Below are 25,230 nucleotides of genomic sequence, written 5' to 3' on the forward strand. Positions count from 1 at the left end.
TAGAAGCGCGATATCGTAGCGTATCCTTTCTGCCGTTGTGACGCGCTCCTGCGGCAATTCAATGCTCGGAGAGAGTGCCCCGCCTGCACACTTAAGAGTGGTTCAAGGCATGCCTTCCGGTCAACGTATTCGCACGAAGTTGGCCGCGCCCCGCACGATCCCGCTTCGCTCCGGCCGGACGTCCGGTTTGACCATGCTCAAGAGCGCCTGTTCAGGATCGCCGGCGCCGAACACCGCCTCGATGCTGCGCACACACAAGACGACGGTGTCATCGGCGAGGCTGTAATAAACCTGCTTCGCCTGCCGGCGCGTTGTCACGAGTTCTGCCTTGCGGAGTTCGGCGAGCTGCTGGCTGAGTGCCGGCTGGCCGATCTCGCTCGCCATGTCGATTTCGGTGACCGATTTTTCACCTTCGAGCAGAAGGGACAAGATCATCAATCTTTGCGGCTGAGCGAACCTGCGAAGCTTGTCGGCCGCGATATCCGCTTGCGCCCGCGATTGCCAGAGCGTCATCATCCATCCCTCCGACAGAACCAGTCGGCTTCATCCTGAGCCTTTTCGTCGGCGGGATGAAGCAGTGGCTGGCCCGGCTGCCAGTCGGCCGGCGCCAGCTTCTCGCCCGAATAGGTGGCTTGCAAGGCCGCCACCATCCGCACCATCTCGTCGACCGAACGCCCGATCGTCAGAGGGTAATGGGTGATCGCCCGGATCACGCCTTCCGGGTCGATGAAATAGCTCGCCCGAACGCCAGCGCTGTCTTCAGACGCTTCGTCGATCATGCCGTAGGCTCGGCCTACGAGCATCGAGGGATCTTCGATGACTGGGAAGGGAATGTCGACCGAGAACAGCTCGCGGATGGCGCGGCTCCAGGCGAGATGCGCATAGAGACTGTCGACCGATAGTCCCAACAGCGCACAGTCGAGAGCCGCGAACCGGTCATGGGCCTTAGCGAGTGCAACGAACTCCGTCGTGCAGACGGGTGTGAAGTCGGCCGGGTGCGAGAAGAATACCAGCCACCGGCCCTTGAAGTCGGAAAGCCGAACCGGGCCCTGGGTGGATCGGGCTTCAAAATCAGGGGCGGCGTCGCCCATTCGCAAAGCGGGAGAGGAAATACTGGTCGATACGTCGTTCATTGAAGTCATGGTCTCGAAAGCGTCATGACCGAGTTTGTCACACGCCCGTCGGGTTGACGCAATACGATTACACAATTACACAATTTGATAAACAGATAAATAGCGATCGCCTGACGGTGGTATGGCCGTCCGTTCGCAGCAGTTCGGGAACGAACGATAACGTCCAGGATCTTGGCATTCCGATCTGATCTCGAGCCCTGAGCAGACAGAGGGCCTTATGATGAGATATTGGAAGTCCACTGCTTGCCCGGCATCCGCGCGTCCTTCGATGGAAAGAGAAGCGCGATGTTTGATGCCCGGCTGTCGGTAAGAATTCAATTGGGCTTCATTGTCAGCTTCCATTTCATCTTTCCAGTACGCTCTATTGGCCTTGCAGTCGGTCCAAATTCTGACCTTCGGTTTGTCCGGAGGTCGCAACGCCAATTTGATAGACGTCAGCAAAAAATTGCGTCTTGGCGACATTGGATTATGTCCCCATCCAGATCGTGGGGCAGAAGCGTCACGCTACAATATCCGAGAATGCTATTTCTCGCGCTTACAAACTGCTGACAACGCGCCGTCATCGAAGCTGTGTCAGCAAAAAGCGCCCCGTAGGGCGCTTCTTAAGCTTTTGATTTTCATGAAGAAAACTGGAGCGGGCGAAGGGATTCGAACCCTCGACCCCAACCTTGGCAAGGTTGCTATGCGGCGGCCCGAAACAGCAAGTTATGATGGGTGCGCCCTCCCGCAACCATCTTTACCGGCGTCGATCGCAAGTTATGATCGACGCCGGTCCCCGCAACCATCTTTACTTGCTCGGGGCGCAAGTGAAGATTAGATCCTGCCCCCGCAACCAAGTTCCCACGAAAATACATAAATCTCTCGATCATATCCGATGTTCGTATCTTTGCGAGCTGGCTCCTTCTTCTCGCAGAAGACCGTTCGACCTAATATCGATGCACGGAAGCGAGTTCTATACGCACGCACCGCAGCGCGCTCATAACCCCAAGGGTGGGCAGCAAAAAGAAACGATCCAGCGTAACAATCCCCCGACAACGCAACCAGGCACCAGCCAAAAACCAAATCAAAACCCGCCGCAACGCGGGCTTCGTTGCTCCTGGGCGCGTGGTGTCTTGAACAGCTCAGATTTTCTGCTGCTTCTCGAACTCGGCGAGTGACATGACAGAACAGGTAAAAGTTGCTCTGATCACGGGTGAAAGTTGTGGCATTTGTTACTGGCCAGAGCCTCAATGCCGATGGTGGCATCGTTCTGAGCTAGATGCCTGGCGTAATTCTCAATCCACCGGAGTAACATGGTGTACCCCGGTGGATGTGTTGGCGCGGGTTAGGCTGATGAGTGTGGCTTCAAGATATTCCGGATACCGAGCGGTTCAAATCAAGGTTGCCTGACGTCCAGCGGAAAGCGGTATCGGGAAATTCCAGATCGAAATGTGCCCGTTTTAGAAGCGCATTCGTGATGACAGCGCTTCTCCAGGCCATCAGGCTCAATTGTGGTTCTGCGATGCCATGGCAAAGCCTGCCTGCGTTGAGTACAAAGATCCGGCGGTCGACTGGCCCATTCCAGTCGAGAGCAAAATCTGCACCGACACGCAAAGACCTGCCTTCGACAATTGACAGCCGATCCTGGATTGCAGAGAGGCATTCAGGTAGTGAAAATTTGTAGCCTGTGGCAAAGATCAGATGATCGGCGCTGAGCATCTCGATCGTGCCATCGAAACCGTTGCGCATCACGATCGACAGGCTCGCGCCATCCTGCTTAAGGTCAAGAACTTCGCGGTATGGAAGCAATGTGGCCTGCAGGGTATCGTGGTCCAGATGGCGCTGTTCATAAAGGCGTCGATATATGGCTCTGATCGTCGAAGCGGAAATGCCATCGCTTGCGAGCTTTTGATGCTCAACGATCGCGTGCCGTCGCGGTTCGGCAAGCTGATGGAACTCGGCCACGTATTGCGGGGTGAAATGCTCGTCGGTGAATGGTGAGTCGTCGAGTGGCTGGAAGTTCGGCCGTCTGCTGATCCAGCTGATCTCGTTATCGGAATCTCTGCGTTCCAGCAGATGCTGGAATATCTCCGCACCGCTTTGCCCTCCGCCGATAACCACAATCCTCTTGCCTTTCAGCGTGTCCAGTTTCTGTACGGCTTCGCTTGAATGGAATGCACGATCGCCAATCACCGATCTGGCCCATTCAGGTACATAAGGTTTCAACCCCACACCGAGGGACAAATTGCGGGCCGTTCGGACCTCATTATCGAAGGCCAGCTGGAAATGATTGCCGCTAAAAGTGATCTCGCGGATATTCTGACCAAAGTTCAGGCTCGGAATATTCCCCGCAGCCCAAGACAGATACCGCGCAAATTCCTTGCGGGGGATGGCGTCGTAGTCAGCGTTGAGAAACTCATAGAACCGTTTATGGGCGACCAGATAGGCTGCAAATGTCCACGGGCTCGTCGGATTAGTGGCTGTAACCAGATCCTTCATGAAGGAGGTCTGGAGTTCGGCACCGGGCAGCATCATGCCCGGGTGCCAGTCGAATTTGGGTTTGCTATCAAAAAATTGGATATTTACGCCGTTGATTGAATCCAGCTGCGCCGCCAGGCTGAGATTGAATGGACCAACGCCAATTCCGCACAGATCAAGAATGGAATGTGTCATACTGAAACTCCTTCATTGATATTGGTTTGCGTCTTCCGGGAGGAGAGGGACGCCATTTCCGCGAGGTAAAGAGGATTGTTCAGTTCGGTGCCAAGAGCGGGAACAGGTCGTTCATTGGCGTCGCCATAGCCGATCGCCAGACGAACACGATTAATGGCTATGCGCGGTATTTTCGGAAGAAATAGATCAAAAATTGTATATCGTTCGGTCAGTCCCGGGTGGCGTTGCTGATAAAGCCTCAACCGAGCCGAGAGGTGCATGTAGAACGATAATTCGGGATAGCTATCATGAGCGACCAGTGCTTCGGAAAGAAACCGCAGCACGCTCGCAAAATGTCCGGTCTGGAGATGTTGCTGCAGATGGGCCGCCGGTCGGCGCTTCAACGTCGACTTTACATCTGCGGGGAGTGTTGCCAGCTCCGGAAATTCTTGGTCAATCAGATCGGTGTCACCTTGGAAATCCTTGATCGCCACACCGGCAGGAATGTCGCCGTCCAGAAGAAGCGTGATATTCTGGCCATGCGCAATGAACCCAACCCCATAACAACACAAGAAATGGTAGAGCGGGACTGCGACTGCATCGAAGAGACGTTCGAGCCATTGATCATGGGACAGGCCGGATCGTTCGATCAGGGCGCTTATAATGGGACGCCCCGCATTATCAGACTGCGCCAATGCTCCCATCATCATGGGGCGCCAACCGTGCGGCAAGTGCTTTTCCGGACTCTCCCGCCAGATGGCCCCCAGCATCTCGCAAAACTGATAGGGTGCGCCTTTCAGTGCTGCGAAGTGCGGATGAGGGTAAAACGCACCGGCGACTTCCTGCAGAATCCGGACATTTTTCAGCGCCGGATCCCTCTTGGCTGTTTCCGCGAGCCAGTGAGACAGCTTTGGTCCGATCCGCATATATTTTCCGGGGACGCCGCGCCAGGCAGACGTATTCAGGATGGTAAGCGGCAGTTTGACATGAAGGGCTCGTCCGCGAACCTGATTGGCGAGTGTCCGTAGGGACTGTTGCGCAATATAGGCATCGCCGAAATAACCAAGCGGTACCAGTCGTCCGGCAGCGATCTCACTGGCATATAGGCTGACAATCATCGATTGCCATTGCCAGGGATGGACGGGCAGCAGCATATGCGTGTCGAGGCTGACACCCGCGTCACTCATCGCAGCAAGCAGATTGTCTCGTTCTCCTGTGCCGAGGCATTCGGCTAGCAACTCAGACTCTGCAAGGTCTTGTGCAAGTGCGAACTGGCAATGACTGCGTGCGGCGGCGAGCCAGAAAAGCTGGATCGGCGCGTCGAATTCCGGCGCATAGGCTTCGGTATCCTGCAATCCCCAGCCCAGCCGTCCCTTGTTTGCCGGTGCCTTGGGATGGCCGTCAAGAAGCGTCTGCAACTCCATATCGGACAGGCTTGCCAGCTTTTCAGAATTAAAGGTGGAACGGCGTGCCACGATACGGGCGTCCGCCATAAGCGTGTTGTAGAGCTCCTTTGCATATGTGCAGAACGTGGCAGGCGAAATCTCCAGAACATCACGCGCATCGGCCAGAAAGCCGACTACGTCATTTGCCGGGGCTTCTTCTGCCGATGTCGCCCGCACGAGGCTTTTCGGATTGATATGCAGCTGTCCCCAGATGCGACGGCGTGCTTCAAAACGATAGGAAACAGCATCGCCAAGCGTCAGCGTCCACATCGTTTCAGCCTTGTTCAAGGCGACAGGCGCAAAGCCTTCCTCATACGACAGTTCCGAGATGGCTTTGGCAATGGCTGTTCGGTTCACTATTCCCCATATCTCGTCATCAACCGCTTTGCGGCCCGGAAGCGGGCCAAGAAGAGCCCCGGAGACTGGTTGACGATTCATAACGGCACCTCCTTGAAAAAGCGGTCCCGTTCACAACACACCAGGGCGGCGCGCTTGTGAGGAAAATCAAATTCCTTCACCTTGTCATAGGCCACGTCTGCGCAATAGCTGAGCATCTTCTGGTGGGATGCCCGTGGCTCACCAACGATGCGTTGGGTTCGAGGCTCGTCAAGGAACAGATAGTGGGTAACCGAGCGGAAAAGTGCGAGCGTCTTGGGGCGGCCAAGGTGCCGGGGATTGCCGATCAGGCCATGCCAGCCGCGATCGAAATCCTCGCTCTCATAATGCGGACCGAGACGATCCTCACGCGCCCAGTAGAATTCGAAATAGCCAGTCGGCTCGTTATCAAAATTCGCGATAACACCAAAGATATGCGGGTCACGCTCCTGGTCCAGAAGATAGGTCTCGAGCGCCTCCGGGCTTTGTGCAAGCTCCCAGAAAAAGGAGACGCGTCCTTGGTTCATCCAGCCATAGAACAGGTCCATATCCGTACGGCGATCGATGGGACGGAAGGAAACGGTCTTGTTCAATTCCGGTATCCAGCGTTCGTAAAACACACCGGATGGACGAGGAGGACGAAGTAATGGCAGCCGGTCAGCGGGACCGAGTGCCGATCGGATGCTGGGATAAGGCATATGGGCAGCCTGTTTGCGCCACAGCAACGGCAACTGGCGTAACACACAGCGATCCACTACGGTCAAACCTTCGACTTCCCGCAGAGCCAAGGTGCTGACTGGAGCAAGTTCGCTGGCTGGTGGTAGTGTCAAAGCCGCAATGTCGGGAAAACGCAGAAACACCGCATCCAACAGGGCAGCAAGCAGCACGGTCGCATCGCTATGCAAAGGGTCGAGTCTGACATCTCGCAGCATGATTGTCTGCCGGTCGAAGATGAGGCTTGCTTCGGCGCGAAACGCTCCGGCTTCTCCGAACAGGAATATACGTTCACTCTTGTCCAGCCTTGCCGCAAGCCGCTCGGAATTCGTCGCGCAATAATGCCAGGATAATTCACCACCTATTTCCGCGTGTGGTGGAAGGCGTTGATAGTCACTACTCTTCGTTTGAACATTCATGGCTTCACCGTGTCGAAAGGGGGTTGGGAAACTGGATGTAAGAGGCGAGGGGATCGGTCACGTCGGTGTTTTCATTGACGTTTCCAGCTGAGATCATGAAATTTCCCTTGGCAACCAGCGTGGGGCTGTGAAGGAGATAATCCAGCGCGGTCTTGTCCCGCATAGGATGCTTGTGTAGCCGTTCCAGAAAGCGTTGCAGGGCCGCAAAAAGTTCATTTTCATCAATGAAACGCGCCGAGCCCAGCGCGGCGATAAGTGCGAAAACGCCGTTGATAAACAGATAATATCCAATCAGTTGAGCAGCTTCGTCACTGCCGAAGACATGGTCGGTAGCAGCACCTGCTTCAGGCAGATGTTCGCGCAGAAACGGCAAGAACGAGCGGACGTAACCTGTACCCTGGCAATCACGGAAATAGAGCGCATTCGGCCAACCGTCCTGGAGGCCAAGAACGAGATTCTGCTGATGAGCGCCAAAAAGCAGGCCGTAATCGCCTTGGGCAATCATGAAAGGCGCAATGGCAACATCCAGAAAGCGTTCGAACCAGCGCTTCGCTACATCGGTCTCTGGAGTTCCGTCCGACGCGGCGATCCGGTGTATGAGGTCTGCGACATGGCTGCCATTTCCATCCGGGTGACGTTCGCAAAGCGCTGCAAGAACGGCCGCGTGCGGTTGCTGCTCACCGCGAAACGGGTTTTCCCGGAAAACTGTAATCGTTTCATTGTTGATGGAGCCGTCCGGCAAACGCAGGGATATCCAGCCGGGTTCACCCATAATGTGAAAATCCGGAAAACGTTCTTTCAGGGCCTTGCCGATTGTTCCCGTTACGAGCCGATGGACGTTAATGCCCCGCAGGCATTCGCTTGGTTCTACGATGCGGCGCGAATTGGTAAGCCGGAGGCTGAGCGAAAATTTGAGCATCCAGTCGCTCTCGCGAGAATATATCGCGCGCAACGAGCTTGTCGCGCGCCAGTCAGGGCCGCTGCTGCCAAGATCGATCAACTTGCCCTGACGTTCCAGTTGCTGGATATCCGGGCGTAGCGACAGGCGAGATGCCTGCCATGGGTGCAACGGAATGAGCGGTCGCCCGGCCGCTTTTTCAATCAGTCGAGAATCCGACGCAATGGATACGATAGCTTCGGCAACGTCGAAGCCATCAGCCGCTCCCTGTGCCAGCAGTTCCGGTTCGACAGCCCACCACCGCAAAGCAAAGGCATTGCCATATTCCGGGCCGAACCGGCGGTTGTCTTCATCGGTGAATTCATCCCGGCTGCGTGGAAACGGATGTACCGCATGACCGAACCGCAACGCTTTTTCGGCCGTGATGAAATCAGGGTCTGCTTCAACAAAAGGTCGTTCATCGGCGGTTTCCCGGAGGAGGTCGGTAATTGAGCGCGTGCTGTCCAGCACTCTTTGCTGGAAGAGTAGTTTCGCATTGGGTGAAACGCTGCCGCCGATCTCATTTTCTTTGAGAAGCAGGAGCGCGAGTTCTGGCAAACTTATAGGTTCCAACCGGTCGCCATTGGATTTCCACATAGGCGCGCCGAAGCAATGATATCCGGCGAGCGACCAGAAAGTCACAGGCACCCTGACCTCAATATCTGATGCCGCAAGCTTCAGAAGTAAGTATTTTTTTGTTGTGCCTCCTGCAGGTGATGGGGGTCCATCCACTATTTCCCAATTTTTCCATTCTCGTTTCAGAGAATTTATGAATATACTTTCCGATACAGCGAAGTAATTTGTATTAATTACTCTGTTCATTTCGCTTCTCCGAAATAGTTATGATTTTTTGTTTACATACTATGCAGACATTGCTACCGATATCGAAAATTAAACATGCGGTGATTTCCATGGGTTTCGATGATACGGCGCTTAAAATGTCTTCTCGTCTTTCGGTTGCCGTTTCGACTATCGGTTTTAATCAGACAGCATTCATTGCGCTCGTCCCTCTCATCGCGACTGCGACGGGTCTGCAAACAGGTGAGATCGGTCTTACAGCGGGGCTTGGTGCCGTGGCCTTCGTTGCCAGCGCTCCCTTGTGTGGAATGCTCGGCGCTCGAATTGGAGCGCGTCGCGCTCTGTATTGGCTGGGGGGCGTACTTCTGCTGGCGCAACTCATCTTTCTGGCGCTGATGGTGGCGGGTCCACTGCCCTATGTGCCGGCTCTCGGTTTGCTCGTAGTATCGCGCCTCGTCTATGGGGCGGCATCCGCTGGAATTATGCCGATTGCTCAAGCCTGGATTTCCGGATTGTTGCCGCAAAAGGAGCGCACCGTTGCCTTGGCACGGCTCAGCGCCGGGCTCAGCATTGGCCGCATTCTGGGTTCGGCTGCGGCGGTGACCGCCAGTGTCATGCCGCTTCTGCCACTTATGCTGCTCGTTGCAAGTCCGCTCAGTCTCCTGCTGGCGCCTGCTGCAAACGACACTGTCGGCAAAGCTGGTCCGCGTTCCGATAGTCGGGCATATCTTTCTCCACTCGACGGACGCCTGCTGCCATTCCTCGGACTTGGATTTCTGGTCACGATGTCCTTCGGACATGTTCAGATGATCCTCGGACCGCTGCTGCAACTGCATCTTGCCGTCGGTCCGGCCGAGGCGACCGCTGCTGCGGGGATCACGCTGATCGTCGTGGCGCTTGCGATGATCGCGACGCAGATACTGGTCATTCCCCGGTTGCGGCTCGACAATAGAACCTGCGTTATCCTCGGTACAGTTCTGCTGGCTGCTGGTGTCCTGCTCGTGGCGGTACCCCTCGCATATGTGAATCTCTGCGGACTGGTGATGGCCGGGGTAGGAATGGCGATTGCCACGCCCAACTATCTTGGATGGCTCACCGGACGGATGAAACAGGGAGAACAGGGGGCTGCGGCTGGTTGGCTTGCAAGTGCTCACGTACTTGGCCAGGGAGCGGGCGCGATCTCCGGCGGCTATCTTTTCACAGTCTCTGCGCAGGCACCGCTTTTTGTCAGCGCGATCCTTGCTGGCATGGCAGCGCTTCTCGCCTTCTCGATGAAGGTCCGAAATACATGAAGAACAAGAGCGATGCTGGATCATGACGACCGCCTGCCAATGGCATCAACGTCTGCCCTCGGTAGTGTCTTGAGCATCCTAATCGTGGCGAGAACGGCCAGCCCCGAAAGCGCTGCTGCCAGAGCGAAGAGAGGGCCGTAGCCCAGACGATCTGCAAGGATGCCTGAAACCATAGAACCAGCCAGATAGACAACAATCTGTGCGCAGGCGAGGATCGTAAAATCAGTTCCAGGCTGATCAGGTGAGGTGACGCTCATGAAAAGGCTGTAGAGCGCAACGATCTCCATGTACCGGATGATCGTCTGAAATGCCGATGCCCCGTAAAGCGGCCAAATTCCGCCCAGTGCGCCGAAAGCATGCAGGGTGAACAGTAGAAAGCAGATTGTTCTCAAGCTCCCCAGAAGCCCAAGCACTGCGGCGACACCGTTGCGACGAAGAAGAACGGCGGCGATGGCAGAACCGGCAATGCCTGCGGTTGCGGCGGCGGCACCTGACAGATAGCCGATCACGTTGAGTGGAACGCCGGCATCCACCAGATAGGGTCCCTCCATGGCTTTCATCAGCCCTTCGCTTGCTCGATAGATCAGTGCAATCCACAGGATCTGCCGTGCTTCGGCGCGGCGTAGGAAATGCATGATCGAGGGACGTGAAAGAGCCCGCCCGTCGAGCAAAGGTGCGGGGTCGTTTTCCCGCATCGATAAGGCGGCGATCAAAGGAATGAGCGAAAGAAATGCAATCGTGCCAAGCATGATCGCCCAGCCTGCGTGGTGATAAAGAACCAGTCCCAGCGTTCCGCCGATCAGAACGCCGAAAGCGACCGCACCGCCCTGGATGGCGTTGCCGAGAGGTCTGTCTGCCTCGTCGAGATATTTTGCAGCATAGCCATCGGTCGCTATGTCCTGAGTGGCAAGCAAAAGAGAGGCAATGAAACCGACAATGAAAATTCCGATGACGTTATCTGGTCCCAGCGGGATGAGGCACAATATGGCTGCGATGATCCCGCTTTGCGTAAGCACAACCCAGCCAGCCCGGTGAGAACGTGCCCATGGCCTGAAACGGTCGACCAAAGGCGCCCATGCAAACTTCAGGACCATGGGCAGAAGCAGAATGGAAAACATGCCGATAGCGGTGCGTGACACATCCTGTTCCCGCAAGATGGGAGGCAGGGCGGCAGCAAACAGATAGGTCGGAATGCCCTGAGCCAGATAGAGCCCTGCAAGGACACAGAACAACCGTGTCCGTGATGAGGGGCGGGCGATGGAAGAGGGGGCAATCGTCATCATCGATTGCCCTTGTGAGAGTGTTGGCCTGCTAGGCAGGCCGTGGTGCTGAAAAGCATCTTCATCGCCCGGCTCTGCCCTAGAACGTCACTTTATAGGAAAGGAAAACGCTGCGCCCCAGCCCTGCGACAGGTGCGTTACGCGTGGCTGTTGCCGTGGGGTTGATATAATAGGTGTCGAAGACGTTGCGGACGGCGAGGCTTGCTTCGCTGCCGTTCTCGAAGGTTTTCGAGAACGCCATATTCACCAATGTAGCGTCGTCTATCTGCTGACCCTTGATACGGTCGCGACCCGAGAAATATTCAACTTCCCCCCGGACCTTGTACCCGCCTTCGAACGACACCGTGGTATAGGCAAGCCCCTTCCATGTGGTTGGAATACGGTTATTGGGAAGGTATTCGTCCGAACCGATGCTGCCATCCCGGTTGGCGTCATATTTGCCTTCCTGATAGGCAACCAGACCGCCGATGGTGAACATCGAATTGATGTCGTAGTCGGCTCGTGCCTCCACGCCCCAGATGCGTTCCTTCTGCTGGCTTACGCGGTTTGCCGCGATATCATAGTTCACACCATCCTTGGAGGTGGAAATATAGCTGCTCACAGTGCTGCGAAGATCGCCCCAATCGCCGCGCAGACCCACTTCATAAGTGTTGACCAGCTGAGGCTTTGGCGCGATGTCGGCATAGCTGATCGTGTAGTCAGGCGTGCCGCGGCAGCCATAGATGGCAGCTATCGAGCCGTAGGCATCACAGATTTCTGCAAGTGAATTGACACCCGCGCGGCGTGTAAATGCGCCAATATCCGTTAGGCTGTAGCCTTGCGAGAAATTACCGAAGGCCTGCACCTCTTCCGTAACGTCGTACACGGCTCCAGCGTTGAAGGTCCATGCGTTGTAGTCAAACGAACCACCAAGAACGCTGATCGCCGGATAGATATTCGCCAGTGACCGCGCAGGCCAGGCAACTGCTGTAGGCCGCGTGAAATCATTCACATCGAGGTAGAACTGATCGAAACGCGCGCCGCCCTGCAAACGGAACCGTTCCGTGACGGGAACTTCGGCCTGCGCAAAAGCTGCGATGGAATTCTGCGTCATCGGGGCGATAGCATCTTCGTCGTTCAGCAGTGTCTGCGCCACCTTGTCGTAAGCGTAGTCGACGCCCCAGGTCAGCTTGCTGCCATTGGTGATGAAATCCATCGGTGTCGTGATGGTCATGTTCACGCCTGTCCGGTCGAAGTCATATTTCGACTGGTTGAACCATGCGGTCGGCTGTCGGGGATTTCCCGAATAATAGACCTGAGTGTTCACAGCCGAAAGTTCGGTGAACGGGGACTGTTTGAAGATCTTGTTATAGAAAGCCTTCACTTCGAGATTGCCGAGCGCAAAATCCTGATCGGTATATTTTGCAGTCAGATACTTGGAATCCTCGCGAAGCGGTTCGCCGGTGTAGGCTGAACCGAATCTCGGTGAAACCGGGTTCGTCGTGTAGTTGGTGAACCATTCCGGCTTCTGCTTGGCGTAGGTCCAGTCAAAGCTGACTTCAAACCGGCGCGGACCGCTTTCATAGCCTACGATACCGAAGAAATTGCCGTTGACCGTCCTGTCGCCGCCACCTTGTCCAAGCATGGCGTCGGATGGCATTTCATTGCCATGTCCGTCATAGGTGCGGCGGGTCCAGTCGCCGGTTCCGGAGAAGTAATAGTCGAGTTTGTCTTTTCGACCCTCAATGGAGATGCTCGTTTCAGGCGCGGTCGATTTGCCAAGGTTTTCCGTGTAGCCGGAAAGGCCGGTGCGTACCGTGACGGTCGGCTTATCGCTGGTGCCCCGCTTGGTGATGAAATTGATCGTTCCGCCTGTCCCGCCGGCACCGTAGAGGCTTGAAGCTCCGTTCACGACCTCAATGCGTTCAACAGAATTGAGATCGATCATCGACAGGATGCGTGACAGGTCGCGCAGTGGTGTGTTGCGGGGCACGCCGTCCACCATGATCAGAACGCTGCGACCACGAAATGTTTCCGACGCGCCGGATATGGTCTGGTTGCTTGGTGCGAAACCGGGAACCAGGCGCGAAATCAAGTCGCTGGCATTCGGCGAGATTCGCATCGCTTCTTCGACTTGTTCCCGATCAATCACCTGAACGGATTGAGCAACGGCGGCAATTGAGCTCTCATTGCGTCCGGCGGTGATGATAATCTGGTCCAGTCGCGTAACCCCTGCGTCGTTGCCTGTAGTTTCCTGTGCAAACGCTGCCGTCGTAAATCCGCAGCCTGAGAGCAGCAGAACTATGAATTGCCTGTTCATGTTTTTCCCCGAGTGAGAATAGTCAATGGAATCCGATGGATGGCCAATCCTTGGCGTCGGTTTTCCATCAGTCCGTTACAGTCGCCCCTGGACGCAAAGGACATGGTGCCCGGTCATGAGGGTGATCCATGAAGGTCTCCTTTTGTCGTCCCGCCTTCATTCGACGGAGACAGGACTGGCCGTCTCCGCGAAAGTCGTTTAAACTAGATTATTATTGTCAACTTTATAGGGTGGCCTGTGCGTTCGGCTTGGTTTCTGGCGAAAATTGATAGGACCAGGACGAACTGACCGTTGGTCATTTACCCGTGTTGCAAGGATGCATCATGATTCCGTCTAAGCAGATCGAAACGATAGTTCCGCAGCACTTTCATATTGCCGATATCGGGAATGAAACCGACTGCAAACTCTGTGCTTCGGCGCTCACTGAGATTGTGGGAGATGTCTCGCTGGTCGTAGGCGCAACTGCACAGGGTGCTGTCCGGGGTATTTACTGCTCGGTAGATCCGCTCCGGATCATGACCTGCTATTTTCCGAGTTGCGAGATATTGATCCGGGGTAAAGGCGGATGCTCGGCCGATCAATTGCTTATGGTGCGAAGCATGGAAGGACCGCTTCGCATCCGACAATCCGGTGAGACATTGAACCTGTTGCCGGGTGACGTAGTTTTTCTGTCGCCGGACAAGGCGTATGAATGGTGGCTCCCTGAAGGCGGACGTGTCGATTGTGGACGTTTGCCTGTGAGCTATTTTCCTGTCTCAAAACAGGCCGTGAAAAACTTTTTGATGCGCCCAATACCGAAGGCCTATCCACCATTAAAGCTCCTTATTACGCATGGTGCCTATCTGCTCATGCGAGGCGCGCACGCGCCCGGCGAAGCCGAGATGATCGCGGCGCACTTCCGACAGGTGTTGCCAATGGTTCTGGAGTTTCTCCGGGACGATCACCGTAAACATCGCTCAGGTCGAAACCTTTCGCAGATCAAAGCTTTCATCGAGACTGGTCTGTCGGATGCAACCTTCGATCTTGGTACGGTTACCGCAAGGTTTGGCGTTACTGCCCGTCAGGTCCAAAAGCTTTTTCAGGCTGAGAATACGACGTTCTCCCGTTACGTGCTTGAGCGTCGACTGGATATGGCCCGACTGCGTGTTTCACGACAGAACAATCGCTCTATCAGTTCAATTGCCTATGAGGTCGGCTTTGGCGATCTTTCCTATTTCAATCGGGTGTTTCGCCAGCACTTCGGCATGACACCATCGGCGATGCGAGACCAATCGCATGCCATGGTGAGTCAGATTCAAGCTCTTGGTTCGTCCAGACTAAAGGTCACAGGAGCCACCCGTTGATAGCTGTTGTTTAACGGTCCGAACGCCTGCGCCGTTACACCTGTTCGAGCCTCGCCTATCAACAGAACGCTGGCCGACCGGATGGGTCTTTATCGATACATATCCATATTTTCCGGGGCCTGTGCGCCAAAATTACGGGCGTAATAATGGCCGCTGTAGACCGCAGCCGCGATGATAGATGGTGCGTAACAGTCGCCAATCGCCGTGACGGATATCACGCCCGCATCTTGCCAGTCATTTTTGCGGGCTTCCAAAGCAGCTTGCAGCGTGTTGTTGGGATGGCGGCTGGTCACTGGTACCAGTGTGCTGCATGGAATCTCGGTTTCCCTGCCGGAATAGACACATGCGACCGACAGACTGTCCGATGTTTGTCTTGCGAGCTTATGCAGCGGGATTATCCTGACACCCAGCTCAATCAATCTTGTTTGAATTTTTGATTGTTCAAGCGTGTGTTCCGTCCAGGGAGCCACGATCGGCGCTGGCGTAACCAATGTCGTATCAATACCGCGGCTCACGGCCAGCTCGGCCAGAACTGATCCGAGGTAGTAGCGATCATCATCAAATATCACCAGAGGTCCGCGGCACGCATCGAGTGATGTTTTGTCTTTCAGGATAGCGTCGACGCTCAGCGTGCGTCCTTCCAGTGTTTCCGGAGGTTGCCGATGCGAGCGACCGACTGCATCCGCGCGCCAGTGCGCTCCGGTGGCCAGCACCACATGCGGGATTCCGTAAGTCAGAATCTCGTCTGCATCGAGTTGGCTGTCGAGATACATCTCCACATTGGTCGCGCGCTGCAATTGCATCATGCGCCAATCGCGAACACGCGCCCAGCTTGCCAGCCCGGGGAGGGCAGATTCCTCCGTGACGCGCCCACCCCAATGGGTATGCTTTTCGGCTACGATGACTTCTGCACCGCGCTCGGCCATGGCGCGAGCGGCTTCCAGACCGGCTGGTCCTCCGCCGACCACCAAAACTTTCTCGGTGGTCTGCAGCCTGCCGATTTTCTCTGGGTGCCAGCCCTTGCGTGCTTCTTCGCCAATTGTCGGGTTTTGCGTGCATCGCAATGGTGCAACGGTGTTGTCGCTGGCCGTGCATATATTGCAGCCAATGCATTCGCGAATGTCATCGATGCGACCGCTCCGAATTTTCTCGGGCAGAAATGGATCGGCGATTGACGGACGGGCTGCGCCGATGAGGTCCAAAACACCGGAGCGGATTGCCTGCACCATAGTATCCGGCGAGGTATAGCGACCAACGCCCACAACTGGTTTGCTGGTGAGTGATTTTACAAATGAGATGTAAGGCTCCTGAAAGCCCTCCTGTGAAAAGCGCGACGTCTGGCTGTCGTTGGACCAGCCGGACAGGTTTACATCCCAAAGATCGGGTTCATCGGCAAGAGCGGCAATGACGTCCCGACCTTCGCCATTGTGCTGGATGCCCTGGTCGCCCAGAAACTCCTCGACCGCAAAGCGGACTGCAATCGCGCATTTGTCGCCGACAGCATCGCGCGTATCGGCCAGAACCTCGCGGAACAATCGCAAGCGGTTTTCGAACGACCCGCCATATTCATCCGTGCGGGTATTGTAGCGTTGCAGCAGAAAATGCTGCAGTAAGGTCATGTCGTGACCCGCATAGACATAGATAATATCGAAACCGGCCCGTTTGGCGCGAAGTGCGGCATCGCGATGCCATTTGCGAAACCGGGCGATGTCAGCCTTGTCCATGGCTCTTGCCTGAACTGGGTCCTCCACATCGACAATCATGTCCATGGGACCGAGCGGCGCCAGTCTGGTCAAACGGTTGGAGACGTGGATACCATTATGCACAAGCTGGATTGCAGCGAGACTACCATGCTGGTGGACGGCCTCAGTCAGCTTCTGGAGACGGTCAGCGTCTTTCTCGTCCCATATGCGGCCCTGATTGGATGGCGTGATATCTGACGTCGGATGGATTTCGGTTTCCTGTGTGGAAACGACACCCCAGCCGCCCTCCGCTTTCATTTCACGCAGCCGCAGATCGTGCTCGGGATAACGATGACCCATGCCGCTACAATGCGGAACCTGATAAAAGCGGTTCTTCGTCGTAACGGGGCCAATCTTGATCGGCTCGAACAGAATTTCGTGACGCTTGTCCATGGTCGCTCTGCTTGTCATTTATCAGCATGTCCCCCTTATCGGGCGACTGAATGAGAAGTGGATTTCCATCGCGCTTAACGCGCGATGGAACGCTTGAAGCGAGCTTCGAGTTTGGCCTGACCGTATTCCAGAACGATGGACAGGGCCCAATAGATCATCGATGCGGTGATGAGCATTTCGATGTGCCGGAACTCGGTCTGACCTTGGGTGCGGGCAAGATACATGAGTTCCCAAACGCCGATGACGGAGACTAGAGACGAGTCCTTGAGCATCGCGATGAACTGGTTGCCGGTTGGGGGAATAATGATGCGCATTGCTTGAGGAAGGGTGACCAGCCACATGGTTTGCGAGGGCCCAAGGCCCAACGCATATGCGCCCTCCTGCTGCCCGCGGGGAATGCTCTCGATGCCTGCGCGGAAGATTTCCGTCATATAGGCGCCGTAGCATAGGGACAGCGCCAGAATGCCGGCGGGAATAGGTCCGATGACATAGCCCACCTGCGGCAGTCCAAGGTAGATAATGTAGATCTGCATCAACAATGGCAGGCCACGAAAAAGCGAAGTGTAGAACGTCGCCAGGCCGTAGATGAGGCCATTCTTAGAAAGCTTGGCCACCGCACCGATCAGCGCCAGAATGGTTGCGAAGAATATCGAGGCTGCGGAAATATAAAGCGTCGTGACGACACCCTGGCTGATCAGAAATCCGATCTTTCTTGCGATAAAATCAAATGAGAGATCGAATGAATAGAAGAAGATCATCAGCAGCAGGAACAGTTCCAGCCATATTGCCGTGATCTGCGCCCAACGCGGAAAAAGTCTCAGGAAGCTCCAATTCGCGAAGATGACGATACTAAGCAGTATCGAGGAGATTAGCGTCGCCTTGGTGAAACCGGCTTTTGCGGCTTTCGGGTCGATGCCAAGCCAGTTTGTTATGCCGGAGAACCGGATATTCATGAAACAGAAGAGTGCTGTCAGGATAACAAAGAACGCTATCTGGACAGTACGTTTAGCGGCCTCGGGCCGCGTTAGAAAAAACCTCCCGAGCATGTTCTCTCCCCTGTCAGCTTGCCTTTCGCTCCGCAAGCCAATCCTGCATCTGCAGTTTCCAATAGGTTAGCTGGGCGGCTGCAAGACCTGCAGCGCCTCCGGCCCAGACCAGCCCGAATTTTTCGAAGAGTTTGTAGCGGTCACTCTGTCCGCAAATGGCTTCGGCCACGATCTTTCCGCCGATCGCGGTTGTGTTCAGCCCGTGCCCCCCGAAGGCTGTGCAGTACCATGTAGCGCGGTCCAATTGACCGATCTGGGGCATCAAGTGTCTGGCGTAGGACATCAGGCCCGACCATGCCAACTCTGTCTTCAGTGAAGCAAGCTGAGGATAGGTTCCAACCATTTCGTTGCGCAATTCACGGACTACACCGGGCGTATCGGCTGCTCTCGTCGTAATGCGTCCGCCCCATAAAAGCCTGCGACCACCGTCGATTACACGGTAGTAGTCACCGGCACGACGGTTATCACCAATCGCGGCCGTGGTACGGATCGCCGACGCGATCAATTCGGGCGCTTCTTCGCTCACCATCACATAGGTGGCAATGGGCAGATAGGCCCGTCTGATCTGGCTGACGAGCCCGTCGGTGTAGCCACCAGTGGTGATCAGTACTTTGCCCGCTTTGACCTGTCCCTGGGCTGTTTTTATAAGCTTGCCATCATTGTGGTGGAGCAATTGGAGCACGCGGCTGTGCTCGAATATCCGCCCCTCGAGCCGCTCTATCTCGCGACCGAGCGCCCGTAAATAGTTCAGCGGATGGATATGAAACGCATTGGGATCATAGACCGATTGGAAATAGCGTTTGGAATTCAGAATATTGCGCGTTTCAGCCGTTGAGTGAAAATCTATTCTGTAGCCATAATCACGTTGAAGCGCTTCGGCATAATGTTTCAGGCTTTCACCGTCGTCATACCGGCGCACGCTCATAATGCCGGGAATGAGTTGGGCTTCTTCAATCTTCAGCGTGTCAATGTTCTGTCGAACAAAACCGACGCCTTCGATCGATAGTTCATGAAGTGTTTTGGCAACCGTCTTGCCCGTGCGGGCAGCAATGTCATCGCCACCGGACGCGAAGCCGGGGCTGACAAATCCACCATTGCGTCCGGATGCGCCAAAGCCGATGCTTTCAGCTTCCAGGACAACGACTTTCTTGCCAGCTCGCGACATCTGCAACGCGGCCGACAAGCCTGCAAGTCCGCCGCCAATCACTGCGACATCTGCTGTTGTTTCGCGTTCAAGCGTTGGACGCGCGAAATCGTCCGCCTTTGTTTGGCTGTAGTAAGTGGCCGGATAAGTCATCGCAACACCAGGAAAAGCATATCGGATGAGCCATCGTCACGATGGCTCATTTCAATATTGATGTAAGGGTAATATCAGTCGGCGCTGTAGTCTTTGCCGTACCACTTTGCAGTGAGTGTCGCCAAAGTACCGTCAGACTTCATCTGCTTGATGATTTCGCCAATCTTGGCTGTCCAGTCTGGATCGTTTTTTTCGGCAATAACCACCAACGGCTCACGGAAAGCGTATTCACCTTCGATAATCTTTACGGGATAGCCATTCTTGATGGCGTTCTGTGCCGTTTGCTCTGGAGCGATGATTGCATCGATGCGGACGCCATCACCCAGTCTCAGATCGTCGAATGGCAGCATGGAATCTGCGAAAGTGCGAATTTCGCCTGGTTCGAGCTTGTATTCAATCGGGGGAAGGCCGGGGGCGTCGATTTCCAACTGCCGACGAGCGTAATCTTCGGAAGTCGTTGCAGTCTCGACACCGATGATTTTGCCTTTGAGGTCGGCGACAGATTTTGCCGCGCTGTCCTTATGAACGACATAGACATAGGGGCTGTAGTAGTAGATGCCAGCAAAATCGATGACGTTAGCGCGGGCTTTGGTTGGCGTGACCGATCCGACGCCAACGTCATAACGACCCTGCCAACGACCACCTGTCAATGTTGCCCAGTCTGGCGTTTCGAAGGAAACGGTGACGCCAAGACGCTTGCCGATCTCGTTGGCCACGTCCACGTCGAAGCCTACCAACTTGTTGGAATCATCCAGAAAGCTCTGGGGCGGCCAGCCAGCATTGGTCGCGACAACCATGGCCTTTTTTTCCATGACGCGATCCAGCGTCTCTCCCGCATAGGCAGAGAATCCGGTAGCCAGAATAGCGCCTGCGATACCCATTATTGTTATGATTTTTTTCATTTTATCGAACCCCTCCTCTGGTTTGATGCATGAGCATTGCATAAACCCGGAAGCAACGGCTAGGCAGCCCAAAGAAGTAGGTTATGAAATTAGCGCATGATGATATGCAATTCTTGCAGAATGTGCGCTGAAGCCTGCTTGAGCTCGGGGTCGCTCGTGCGCGACGCCCGGATATGCTGAACGAAACCGTCTGATCGTCCGCTCCGTAACTTATTGATTGCGCACGGCCATTGCCGTGACTTCGACCCGCATTTCAGGCGTGGCGAGCCCGGCGACGCCGACCGCGCAACGAACCGGAAAAGGCTTTTTGAAAAAGCGCAGATAAACTTCGTTGAAGGCGGGGCGTTCATTGATGTCAGTCAGATAGATCGTCAGGTGAATGACATTCGCCAGACTGCTGCCTGCCTTTTCGAGCGATGCTTTGAGGCTGTTCAGCGTGCATTCGCTTTGGACGGTTATGTCGCCGGTTTCCATGGAGCCGTCTGCCCGGATGGGGATATGGGTGGTTACCAGAAGATTGCCGATGCCTGCGACATCGGAAGAGATTTCGCTTTCGTCCGTATCCTCCAGAAAATAGGGCGGTGTGCTGTTTGTCATGGTCATTCTCCAAGAGGTTAGGCGTTTCTGCAAAGTGTGAAGCGGTTTTCCGATAAGTTGTGCGCTAAAACAAGCAGCCTGATCATTTCCGTCGATTGAGTGAGCCCGATGGTCTTGAGGTAGCAACAATGTGTACTCGCCGGGACGGGCAACCTATTGCGATGGTGATCGGGCAGGTCTAAGAAACACGTCGGAGGCGAGGAGGCTTCCCTCAACGACGACCGGTTCTGGTCTGAAGGCAATCCATGACAGAAAAACATTCTCATCGCGGGCTTGTTGTTGCCGCGATTATGGCAAGCATGGCCATGATCGCCGTCGAGGCAACGATTGTGTCGACCGCAATGCCGCAGATCGCGGCGCAGCTGGGCCAGCTCAATCTCTACTCCTGGGTTTTCTCGTCATTTCTTTTGACACAGACAGCAACGACAGTCGTGTTTGGCAAACTGGCCGACATTTACGGGCGCAAGCCGGTGCTTGTTTTTGGTATTGCACTGTTCCTGACGGCTTCGGTGCTGGCCGGCTTTGCGTGGTCTATGCCTTCGATGATTGTTTTCCGGCTATTGCAGGGCATTGGGGCAGGGGCGATCCAGCCTGCGGCGATGACCGTGGTGGCAGATCTCTTCCCCGGAGTGCAGCGCAGCAAGGTTCAGGGATATCTTGCCAGCGTCTGGGCATTGTCAGCCGTTGTCGGTCCGTTGCTTGGCAGTCTCATCATTCACAATTTGAGCTGGGCCTGGGTATTCTGGATTAATGTGCCGGTCGGTATTCTGGCGGCATCGGGCTTTCTTCTCTTTCTTCATGAGGAGAAGCGGACAAAGCCGGTATCGATCGATGTGCTTGGCGCAGCACTTTTCGCCGTCTCCATCTCCTCCCTGATGATTGCGCTCACCCTGATGGAGAGCGCGGTTTCGCTCGAGGGAATTCTGGCGTTCATTCTCTTTGCTCTTTCGCTGATTGCCTTCATCTGGCAGGAACGTCGCACGAAGGAGCCTATGGTCGCACCGGACCTGTGGCTGAAACGTCCTATCGCTTTCTCCAATCTGGCGGTTTTTCTGGCCAGTATGTCGATCATGGGGCTGACGACATTCCTGCCGATGTATGTACAGACAGTTCTCGACCGTTCTCCTGTGGTCGCGGGCTTTGCCCTGACCATGTTGTTGCTGGGCTGGCCGTGCGGTGCCACGATCGCATCACGGCAGTTCACGCGGTTCGGATTACGCCCGATCATGATCGCCGGAAGCATCTGCATTCCGATTGGCACCTTCCTGCTTGTCATGCTGACTCCATCAAGTTCAGCCACACTGGCTGGAACCGGTTCTCTGATCATGGGTTTCGGCATGGGGCTGCTCAACATTGGGGCGCTCATCCTGACACAGGATAGTGTGAGTTGGTCGGAGCGCGGCAGCGCCACGGCATCAAACGTCTTCTCGCGCAATTTGGGCAGTACGCTCGGAGCAGCCATTCTCGGTGCGGTGCTGACCTATGGTCTTGCCAACGCCAATCATGGCGAAGCGATTACGTCAGACCAACTTCGGGATCTGTTGAATGGCGCGGAGATGTTGATAGATCAGCAGGAGCTTCGGCTAGCGCTTCAACATGCCCTGCACGCAACTTTTGTAGCGATGATGCTTATCGCCGTTCTGATCGTGCCAGCCTGCCTTTGTGTGCCGGGGGTGAAAAAGACTTACGAAGAAAACGTGGTGACCTGACACGCTGCACTTTTAGCAAGTTAAGGGTTCAGCCGGCGATTGGTTCCAAGTCGGCTGAACTCGTGATCCTGCGGTAATCCGCACTGGCAAACCGTGGAACTTAGCTGATGCAAAATACGCCTTAAAAGCAAAAATCCCGGGCAAAGCCGGGATTTTGTTGCCTATCTGATCGGAAAACTGGAGCGGGCGAAGGACTCCATTTTGGTTTCTATATTCTGTAAGCTATTGAAAAAGCTTATTCGGTTTTCCCTATCGAACCGGCATTTTGTACCACGGCTTGTATCGCCAAGCCAGCCTCTCCAATGAGTTTTCTGGCTTTTAAAGTTCTCAGTATGATCGAACGGTATTCCCGAAGGCGGCGGAAATTATTCTTTGATGTCGGTTTGGCCTCTGCGTCCCGGTCGCAGGTTGTTTCTTAACAATGCCTCTTCATCCGGCTCTGCAAAAAAATCCGCAACACTGCATTCCAACGCTGTTGCCAACTTGGCAAGCGTTTTAACTGTTGGGTTCATCGCTCCTCTTTCAAGACGACCCGTGTAGGCGCGTTCTACGCCTGAAATCAATGCAAGGTCGTCCTGCGATATGCCGCGAGCAACGCGAATGCGCCTCAGATTAATTGCTAATAATTCTAGAATCTCCATTGGCAGACGAAACACCGTTGCCATTAGATCGGCCACGTTATAGGAATACCCGTAATTTACGACCTGAAAATATTCAGAATCGGGTTTTGCTAAGGCGGAGGGCAACATGGCGGAAACGGTAAATACACTGGTAAAAATCCGGAATGCTGAGCGGGAAGGGGTGAATGAATTCCTTCAGGAGCGGTTTGCGGAAGTTTTCTCGAAAGTGAGGGCGAAACAGAAAGACGCGACCCGCACGAATTATTCGGGTGGATCGATCATTCGACCGTGGGGGTTCAAAGCTGTTTCGACAGTTCAATCATCCTCGGATGACGCTTTGATCGTTAAGCTATGGGGAAGGCCGAAATTCCAGCTGATGGGCTATGTGGCCATGCTCTTGATGATTGGCGGCTTTCTTTGCCTTGTCGTGAACCCGATTGAATATTGGTTCTGTGCGGTCTTGATCGTGTTTTTCTATATCGCTCTGATTTCAGAACGAAAATCGACAGCGAAGAAGATCAATCAGCTGATGGAAGAAGTGAAAATCCGCTTCTCTTAAGGTCCACGTTAAATCTGCAAGAATCTGGAGTTTGGAATGCGTTTGGTTCGATCCGTATCGTTCTTGGGCGGCTTTGTTCTGGCCAATCTCATCGGTGCATCAGCATTTGCTGCTGAAAGGCAGGTCTATATGAATGAGGCTGGCTGGGAAGTATATCTCGACCGGTCGGCATCAGACCCGAATGAGCATGTCTGCAAGATGATAACGACGGACGTTTTTAAGAAGGTGGGCTTGTTTTACAACGTTGGAATGCGGATCGATAATGGGCGCATTTCCCAATATTCCACGTTGGCACTGCACTTCAATCGAGTTGACGGGCGTATCGGGCAAGAGTTGTCAGAGCCGAGCCAGAGCCTGAATTTCAGCTTCAGAATGGGCAATGGCGATTACACCACGACTTCTGCTGTCGCCAAGACTGTAAATTCGGAAACCGACCCCGTGGCAGCTGTGATTTACTCTGTTGACGAGCGTTTCAACGGCGACACGGCGGTTAATTTGCGTTTTGCCGGACGTGGAACCGCTGAAGCTGAAATCCTTGAAATGGATAATGGCACCCGTTTGACCGCATCATTTGACACGAAAGACAGCATCTATCCCGCCAATGCGATGAATAAATGCGTCAATGAGTTGAGGCAGTCGGTAACTGAAAGAAGCGGGTTGGCGCGCAGGAAGCGCACGATCTGGACCAGAGCAAGAAGAAGTCTGGTCTCGGTGCCGGTTCAGGTGGCGGGTTCTTCTCCATCTGGGGCAAGGAGGAAAAGAGTAGCGATACCGATGTCGTGGCCAATGTCGGTTCTTCGCTTTCAGCTGGCAATGATGTTTCGATCAAGGCCCGTGAGAGTGATGTCAATATCATCGGCAGCCATGTTGCAGCTGGCAAGTCCTGCGAGGACTGCGGCGATATCGCGCTTGAAGCGGCGCGTGATGTCAACATCCTGCCGGGCGCTGAAAGCTATGCTTCCGAAGACAAGGAAAAGCGCTCAGGCATCGGCATTCAGTTCAGTTCCGGCAACGGTTCAGCCTCCATCGGCATCGGTTACGGTTCTTCCAAAACCGAGACACGTCAGGGTGCAGAGACCAACGCCACCTCGTCGCTAAGTGCAGGCCGCGATGTGATTATCACGGCAGGCCGTGATGCCAATCTTCAGGCTGCACAGGTCGAGGCAGGCTCCACGGTCGATATTCTGGCGGAACGTGATGTCAATCTGCTCTCGGCACAGGACAAGACCAACTACGAGACCATGCATGAGGAACTATTTGCTGGTATAACTGCAACGGTTTCGTCTCAGGCAGCAAAAGCTGTTGGAAATGCCTATGACGCGGCAAAGAAGGTTGGCGATGGCAATGCAGCCAATTCTATTGCCATGGCGACAATTGCCGGGGTCAACGGCAAATATGCCTACGATGCACTGACGGATGGTCAGAAGTGGAACGATGGATTTCAGCAGAGTGGCCCACTCCTGCAGACGTCCATCGGTATCGGTTTCCAGTATCAGAAGAACAGCGCTGAAGGATCGTCCTCCACACCGGTTCCAACGACAATTCGTGCGGGCGATACGGTCATTGTTGAAGCCGGGCGCGATATCAATGCCGTTGGCGCTCAGATCAGTGCCGGTTACAATGCAGATGGCACGCTGTCCGGTGGTCGCGGTGATATTGCGCTCATTGCAGGCAATGATATCAATCTGGAAAGCGCCAA

Annotated in this window: 20 protein-coding genes and 1 tRNA gene; 5 read left to right on the forward strand and 16 right to left on the reverse strand. The window is 54.8% G+C overall.

Going from position 1 to position 25,230, the window contains the following annotated elements:
* Positions 1–120: 120 nt before the first annotated feature.
* From KWJ32_RS24740 to KWJ32_RS24775, 8 genes are all read right to left on the reverse strand, one after another.
* Entirely contained in the window at positions 121–516 is a 396-nt protein-coding gene (locus KWJ32_RS24740) for a metalloregulator ArsR/SmtB family transcription factor (protein ID WP_097141135.1), read from the reverse strand.
* Positions 513–1,133 carry a peroxiredoxin gene (locus KWJ32_RS24745; RefSeq protein ID WP_097141136.1) on the reverse strand — a complete coding sequence of 207 codons (621 nt, stop codon included), beginning with the start codon at positions 1,131–1,133 and terminating at the stop codon, positions 513–515. The genes KWJ32_RS24740 and KWJ32_RS24745 overlap by 4 nt, the downstream gene beginning before the upstream one ends.
* 75 nt (positions 1,134–1,208) lie before the next feature.
* Entirely contained in the window at positions 1,209–1,475 is a 267-nt protein-coding gene (locus KWJ32_RS24750; protein ID WP_164056794.1) for a hypothetical protein, read from the reverse strand.
* A gap of 288 nt (positions 1,476–1,763) precedes the next feature.
* A tRNA-Ser gene (locus KWJ32_RS24755) sits at positions 1,764–1,861 on the reverse strand.
* A gap of 616 nt (positions 1,862–2,477) precedes the next feature.
* The gene (locus KWJ32_RS24760) at positions 2,478–3,785 is read right to left on the reverse strand and encodes a SidA/IucD/PvdA family monooxygenase (RefSeq protein ID WP_012092697.1); all 1,308 of its coding nucleotides are present in this window, start codon (positions 3,783–3,785) and stop codon (positions 2,478–2,480) included.
* Complete coding sequence (locus tag KWJ32_RS24765; RefSeq protein WP_012092698.1) at positions 3,782–5,647, reverse strand: IucA/IucC family siderophore biosynthesis protein; 1,866 nt, start codon at positions 5,645–5,647, stop codon at positions 3,782–3,784. Before KWJ32_RS24765 ends, KWJ32_RS24760 begins: the two co-directional genes overlap by 4 nt.
* Complete coding sequence (locus KWJ32_RS24770; protein WP_012092699.1) at positions 5,644–6,717, reverse strand: GNAT family N-acetyltransferase; 1,074 nt, start codon at positions 6,715–6,717, stop codon at positions 5,644–5,646. Before KWJ32_RS24770 ends, KWJ32_RS24765 begins: the two co-directional genes overlap by 4 nt.
* Before the next feature lie 4 nt (positions 6,718–6,721).
* Entirely contained in the window at positions 6,722–8,212 is a 1,491-nt protein-coding gene (locus tag KWJ32_RS24775) for an IucA/IucC family protein (protein ID WP_172488813.1), read from the reverse strand.
* Positions 8,213–8,565: 353 nt separating this feature from the next.
* Between KWJ32_RS24775 and KWJ32_RS24780 the strand changes: the two genes are divergently transcribed.
* Positions 8,566–9,744, forward strand: coding sequence for an MFS transporter (locus KWJ32_RS24780; protein ID WP_012092701.1), 1,179 nt, complete (start codon positions 8,566–8,568; stop codon positions 9,742–9,744).
* 20 nt (positions 9,745–9,764) lie between these two features.
* On the opposite strand, the gene KWJ32_RS24785 is transcribed toward KWJ32_RS24780, so the two are convergent.
* Both KWJ32_RS24785 and KWJ32_RS24790 read right to left on the reverse strand, forming a co-directional pair.
* Positions 9,765–11,027 carry an MFS transporter gene (locus KWJ32_RS24785; protein WP_012092702.1) on the reverse strand — a complete coding sequence of 421 codons (1,263 nt, stop codon included), beginning with the start codon at positions 11,025–11,027 and terminating at the stop codon, positions 9,765–9,767.
* Positions 11,028–11,103: 76 nt separating this feature from the next.
* Positions 11,104–13,323, reverse strand: a complete 2,220-nt coding sequence (locus KWJ32_RS24790; RefSeq protein ID WP_012092703.1) for a TonB-dependent receptor — start codon at positions 13,321–13,323, stop codon at positions 11,104–11,106.
* 323 nt (positions 13,324–13,646) lie between these two features.
* Between KWJ32_RS24790 and KWJ32_RS24795 the strand changes: the two genes are divergently transcribed.
* Positions 13,647–14,666 (forward strand): AraC family transcriptional regulator, encoded by a 1,020-nt coding sequence (locus tag KWJ32_RS24795; RefSeq protein WP_012092704.1) that lies wholly within the window; start codon positions 13,647–13,649, stop codon positions 14,664–14,666.
* Between the two features lie 89 nt (positions 14,667–14,755).
* On the opposite strand, the gene KWJ32_RS24800 is transcribed toward KWJ32_RS24795, so the two are convergent.
* From KWJ32_RS24800 to KWJ32_RS24820, 5 genes are all read right to left on the reverse strand, one after another.
* On the reverse strand, positions 14,756–16,819 hold the full coding sequence (locus tag KWJ32_RS24800) for an FAD-dependent oxidoreductase (protein ID WP_012092705.1): 2,064 nt from the start codon (positions 16,817–16,819) through the stop codon (positions 14,756–14,758).
* Positions 16,820–16,875: 56 nt separating this feature from the next.
* Entirely contained in the window at positions 16,876–17,847 is a 972-nt protein-coding gene (locus KWJ32_RS24805) for an amino acid ABC transporter permease (RefSeq protein WP_012092706.1), read from the reverse strand.
* Positions 17,848–17,860: 13 nt separating this feature from the next.
* Positions 17,861–19,144 (reverse strand): FAD-binding oxidoreductase, encoded by a 1,284-nt coding sequence (locus tag KWJ32_RS24810; protein ID WP_012092707.1) that lies wholly within the window; start codon positions 19,142–19,144, stop codon positions 17,861–17,863.
* Positions 19,145–19,218: 74 nt separating this feature from the next.
* Positions 19,219–20,025, reverse strand: a complete 807-nt coding sequence (locus KWJ32_RS24815; RefSeq protein WP_010658477.1) for a transporter substrate-binding domain-containing protein — start codon at positions 20,023–20,025, stop codon at positions 19,219–19,221.
* A 231-nt stretch (positions 20,026–20,256) separates the two neighbouring features.
* On the reverse strand, positions 20,257–20,643 hold the full coding sequence (locus tag KWJ32_RS24820; protein WP_012092709.1) for a RidA family protein: 387 nt from the start codon (positions 20,641–20,643) through the stop codon (positions 20,257–20,259).
* A gap of 245 nt (positions 20,644–20,888) precedes the next feature.
* Here KWJ32_RS24820 and KWJ32_RS24825 point away from each other — a divergent pair, with 245 nt between their 5' ends.
* Positions 20,889–22,352, forward strand: coding sequence for an MDR family MFS transporter (locus KWJ32_RS24825; RefSeq protein WP_012092710.1), 1,464 nt, complete (start codon positions 20,889–20,891; stop codon positions 22,350–22,352).
* Positions 22,353–22,717: 365 nt separating this feature from the next.
* On the opposite strand, the gene KWJ32_RS24830 is transcribed toward KWJ32_RS24825, so the two are convergent.
* Positions 22,718–23,101 (reverse strand): helix-turn-helix transcriptional regulator, encoded by a 384-nt coding sequence (locus tag KWJ32_RS24830; protein WP_235823027.1) that lies wholly within the window; start codon positions 23,099–23,101, stop codon positions 22,718–22,720.
* Between KWJ32_RS24830 and KWJ32_RS24835 the strand changes: the two genes are divergently transcribed.
* Positions 23,100–23,531, forward strand: coding sequence for a hypothetical protein (locus tag KWJ32_RS24835; RefSeq protein ID WP_012092712.1), 432 nt, complete (start codon positions 23,100–23,102; stop codon positions 23,529–23,531). The genes KWJ32_RS24830 and KWJ32_RS24835 overlap by 2 nt on opposite strands.
* A gap of 779 nt (positions 23,532–24,310) precedes the next feature.
* On the forward strand, positions 24,311–25,230 hold a 920-nt coding region (locus KWJ32_RS24840), incomplete at its 3' end, for a hemagglutinin repeat-containing protein (RefSeq protein WP_256886446.1).

Origin of the sequence: Ochrobactrum sp. BTU2, from assembly GCF_024539785.1 — a bacterium.
GTDB classification, from domain to species: Bacteria; Pseudomonadota; Alphaproteobacteria; order Rhizobiales; family Rhizobiaceae; genus Brucella; species Brucella anthropi.

Excerpts from the sequence above, each read along its gene's own strand:
- KWJ32_RS24740 (WP_097141135.1), bottom strand. The coding sequence starts at position 516 with ATGATGACGCTCTGGCAATCGCGGGCGCAAGCGGATATCGCGGCCGAC.
- KWJ32_RS24745 (WP_097141136.1), bottom strand. The coding sequence starts at position 1,133 with ATGAACGACGTATCGACCAGTATTTCCTCTCCCGCTTTGCGAATGGGC.
- KWJ32_RS24750 (WP_164056794.1), bottom strand. The coding sequence starts at position 1,475 with ATGGAAGCTGACAATGAAGCCCAATTGAATTCTTACCGACAGCCGGGC.
- KWJ32_RS24760 (WP_012092697.1), bottom strand. The coding sequence starts at position 3,785 with ATGACACATTCCATTCTTGATCTGTGCGGAATTGGCGTTGGTCCATTC.
- KWJ32_RS24765 (WP_012092698.1), bottom strand. The coding sequence starts at position 5,647 with ATGAATCGTCAACCAGTCTCCGGGGCTCTTCTTGGCCCGCTTCCGGGC.
- KWJ32_RS24770 (WP_012092699.1), bottom strand. The coding sequence starts at position 6,717 with ATGAATGTTCAAACGAAGAGTAGTGACTATCAACGCCTTCCACCACAC.
- KWJ32_RS24780 (WP_012092701.1), top strand. The coding sequence starts at position 8,566 with ATGGGTTTCGATGATACGGCGCTTAAAATGTCTTCTCGTCTTTCGGTT.
- KWJ32_RS24785 (WP_012092702.1), bottom strand. The coding sequence starts at position 11,027 with ATGATGACGATTGCCCCCTCTTCCATCGCCCGCCCCTCATCACGGACA.
- KWJ32_RS24790 (WP_012092703.1), bottom strand. The coding sequence starts at position 13,323 with ATGAACAGGCAATTCATAGTTCTGCTGCTCTCAGGCTGCGGATTTACG.
- KWJ32_RS24795 (WP_012092704.1), top strand. The coding sequence starts at position 13,647 with ATGATTCCGTCTAAGCAGATCGAAACGATAGTTCCGCAGCACTTTCAT.
- KWJ32_RS24800 (WP_012092705.1), bottom strand. The coding sequence starts at position 16,819 with ATGACAAGCAGAGCGACCATGGACAAGCGTCACGAAATTCTGTTCGAG.
- KWJ32_RS24805 (WP_012092706.1), bottom strand. The coding sequence starts at position 17,847 with ATGCTCGGGAGGTTTTTTCTAACGCGGCCCGAGGCCGCTAAACGTACT.
- KWJ32_RS24810 (WP_012092707.1), bottom strand. The coding sequence starts at position 19,144 with ATGACTTATCCGGCCACTTACTACAGCCAAACAAAGGCGGACGATTTC.
- KWJ32_RS24815 (WP_010658477.1), bottom strand. The coding sequence starts at position 20,025 with ATGGGTATCGCAGGCGCTATTCTGGCTACCGGATTCTCTGCCTATGCG.
- KWJ32_RS24820 (WP_012092709.1), bottom strand. The coding sequence starts at position 20,643 with ATGACAAACAGCACACCGCCCTATTTTCTGGAGGATACGGACGAAAGC.
- KWJ32_RS24825 (WP_012092710.1), top strand. The coding sequence starts at position 20,889 with ATGACAGAAAAACATTCTCATCGCGGGCTTGTTGTTGCCGCGATTATG.
- KWJ32_RS24835 (WP_012092712.1), top strand. The coding sequence starts at position 23,100 with ATGGCGGAAACGGTAAATACACTGGTAAAAATCCGGAATGCTGAGCGG.
- KWJ32_RS24830 (WP_235823027.1), bottom strand. The coding sequence starts at position 23,101 with ATGTTGCCCTCCGCCTTAGCAAAACCCGATTCTGAATATTTTCAGGTC.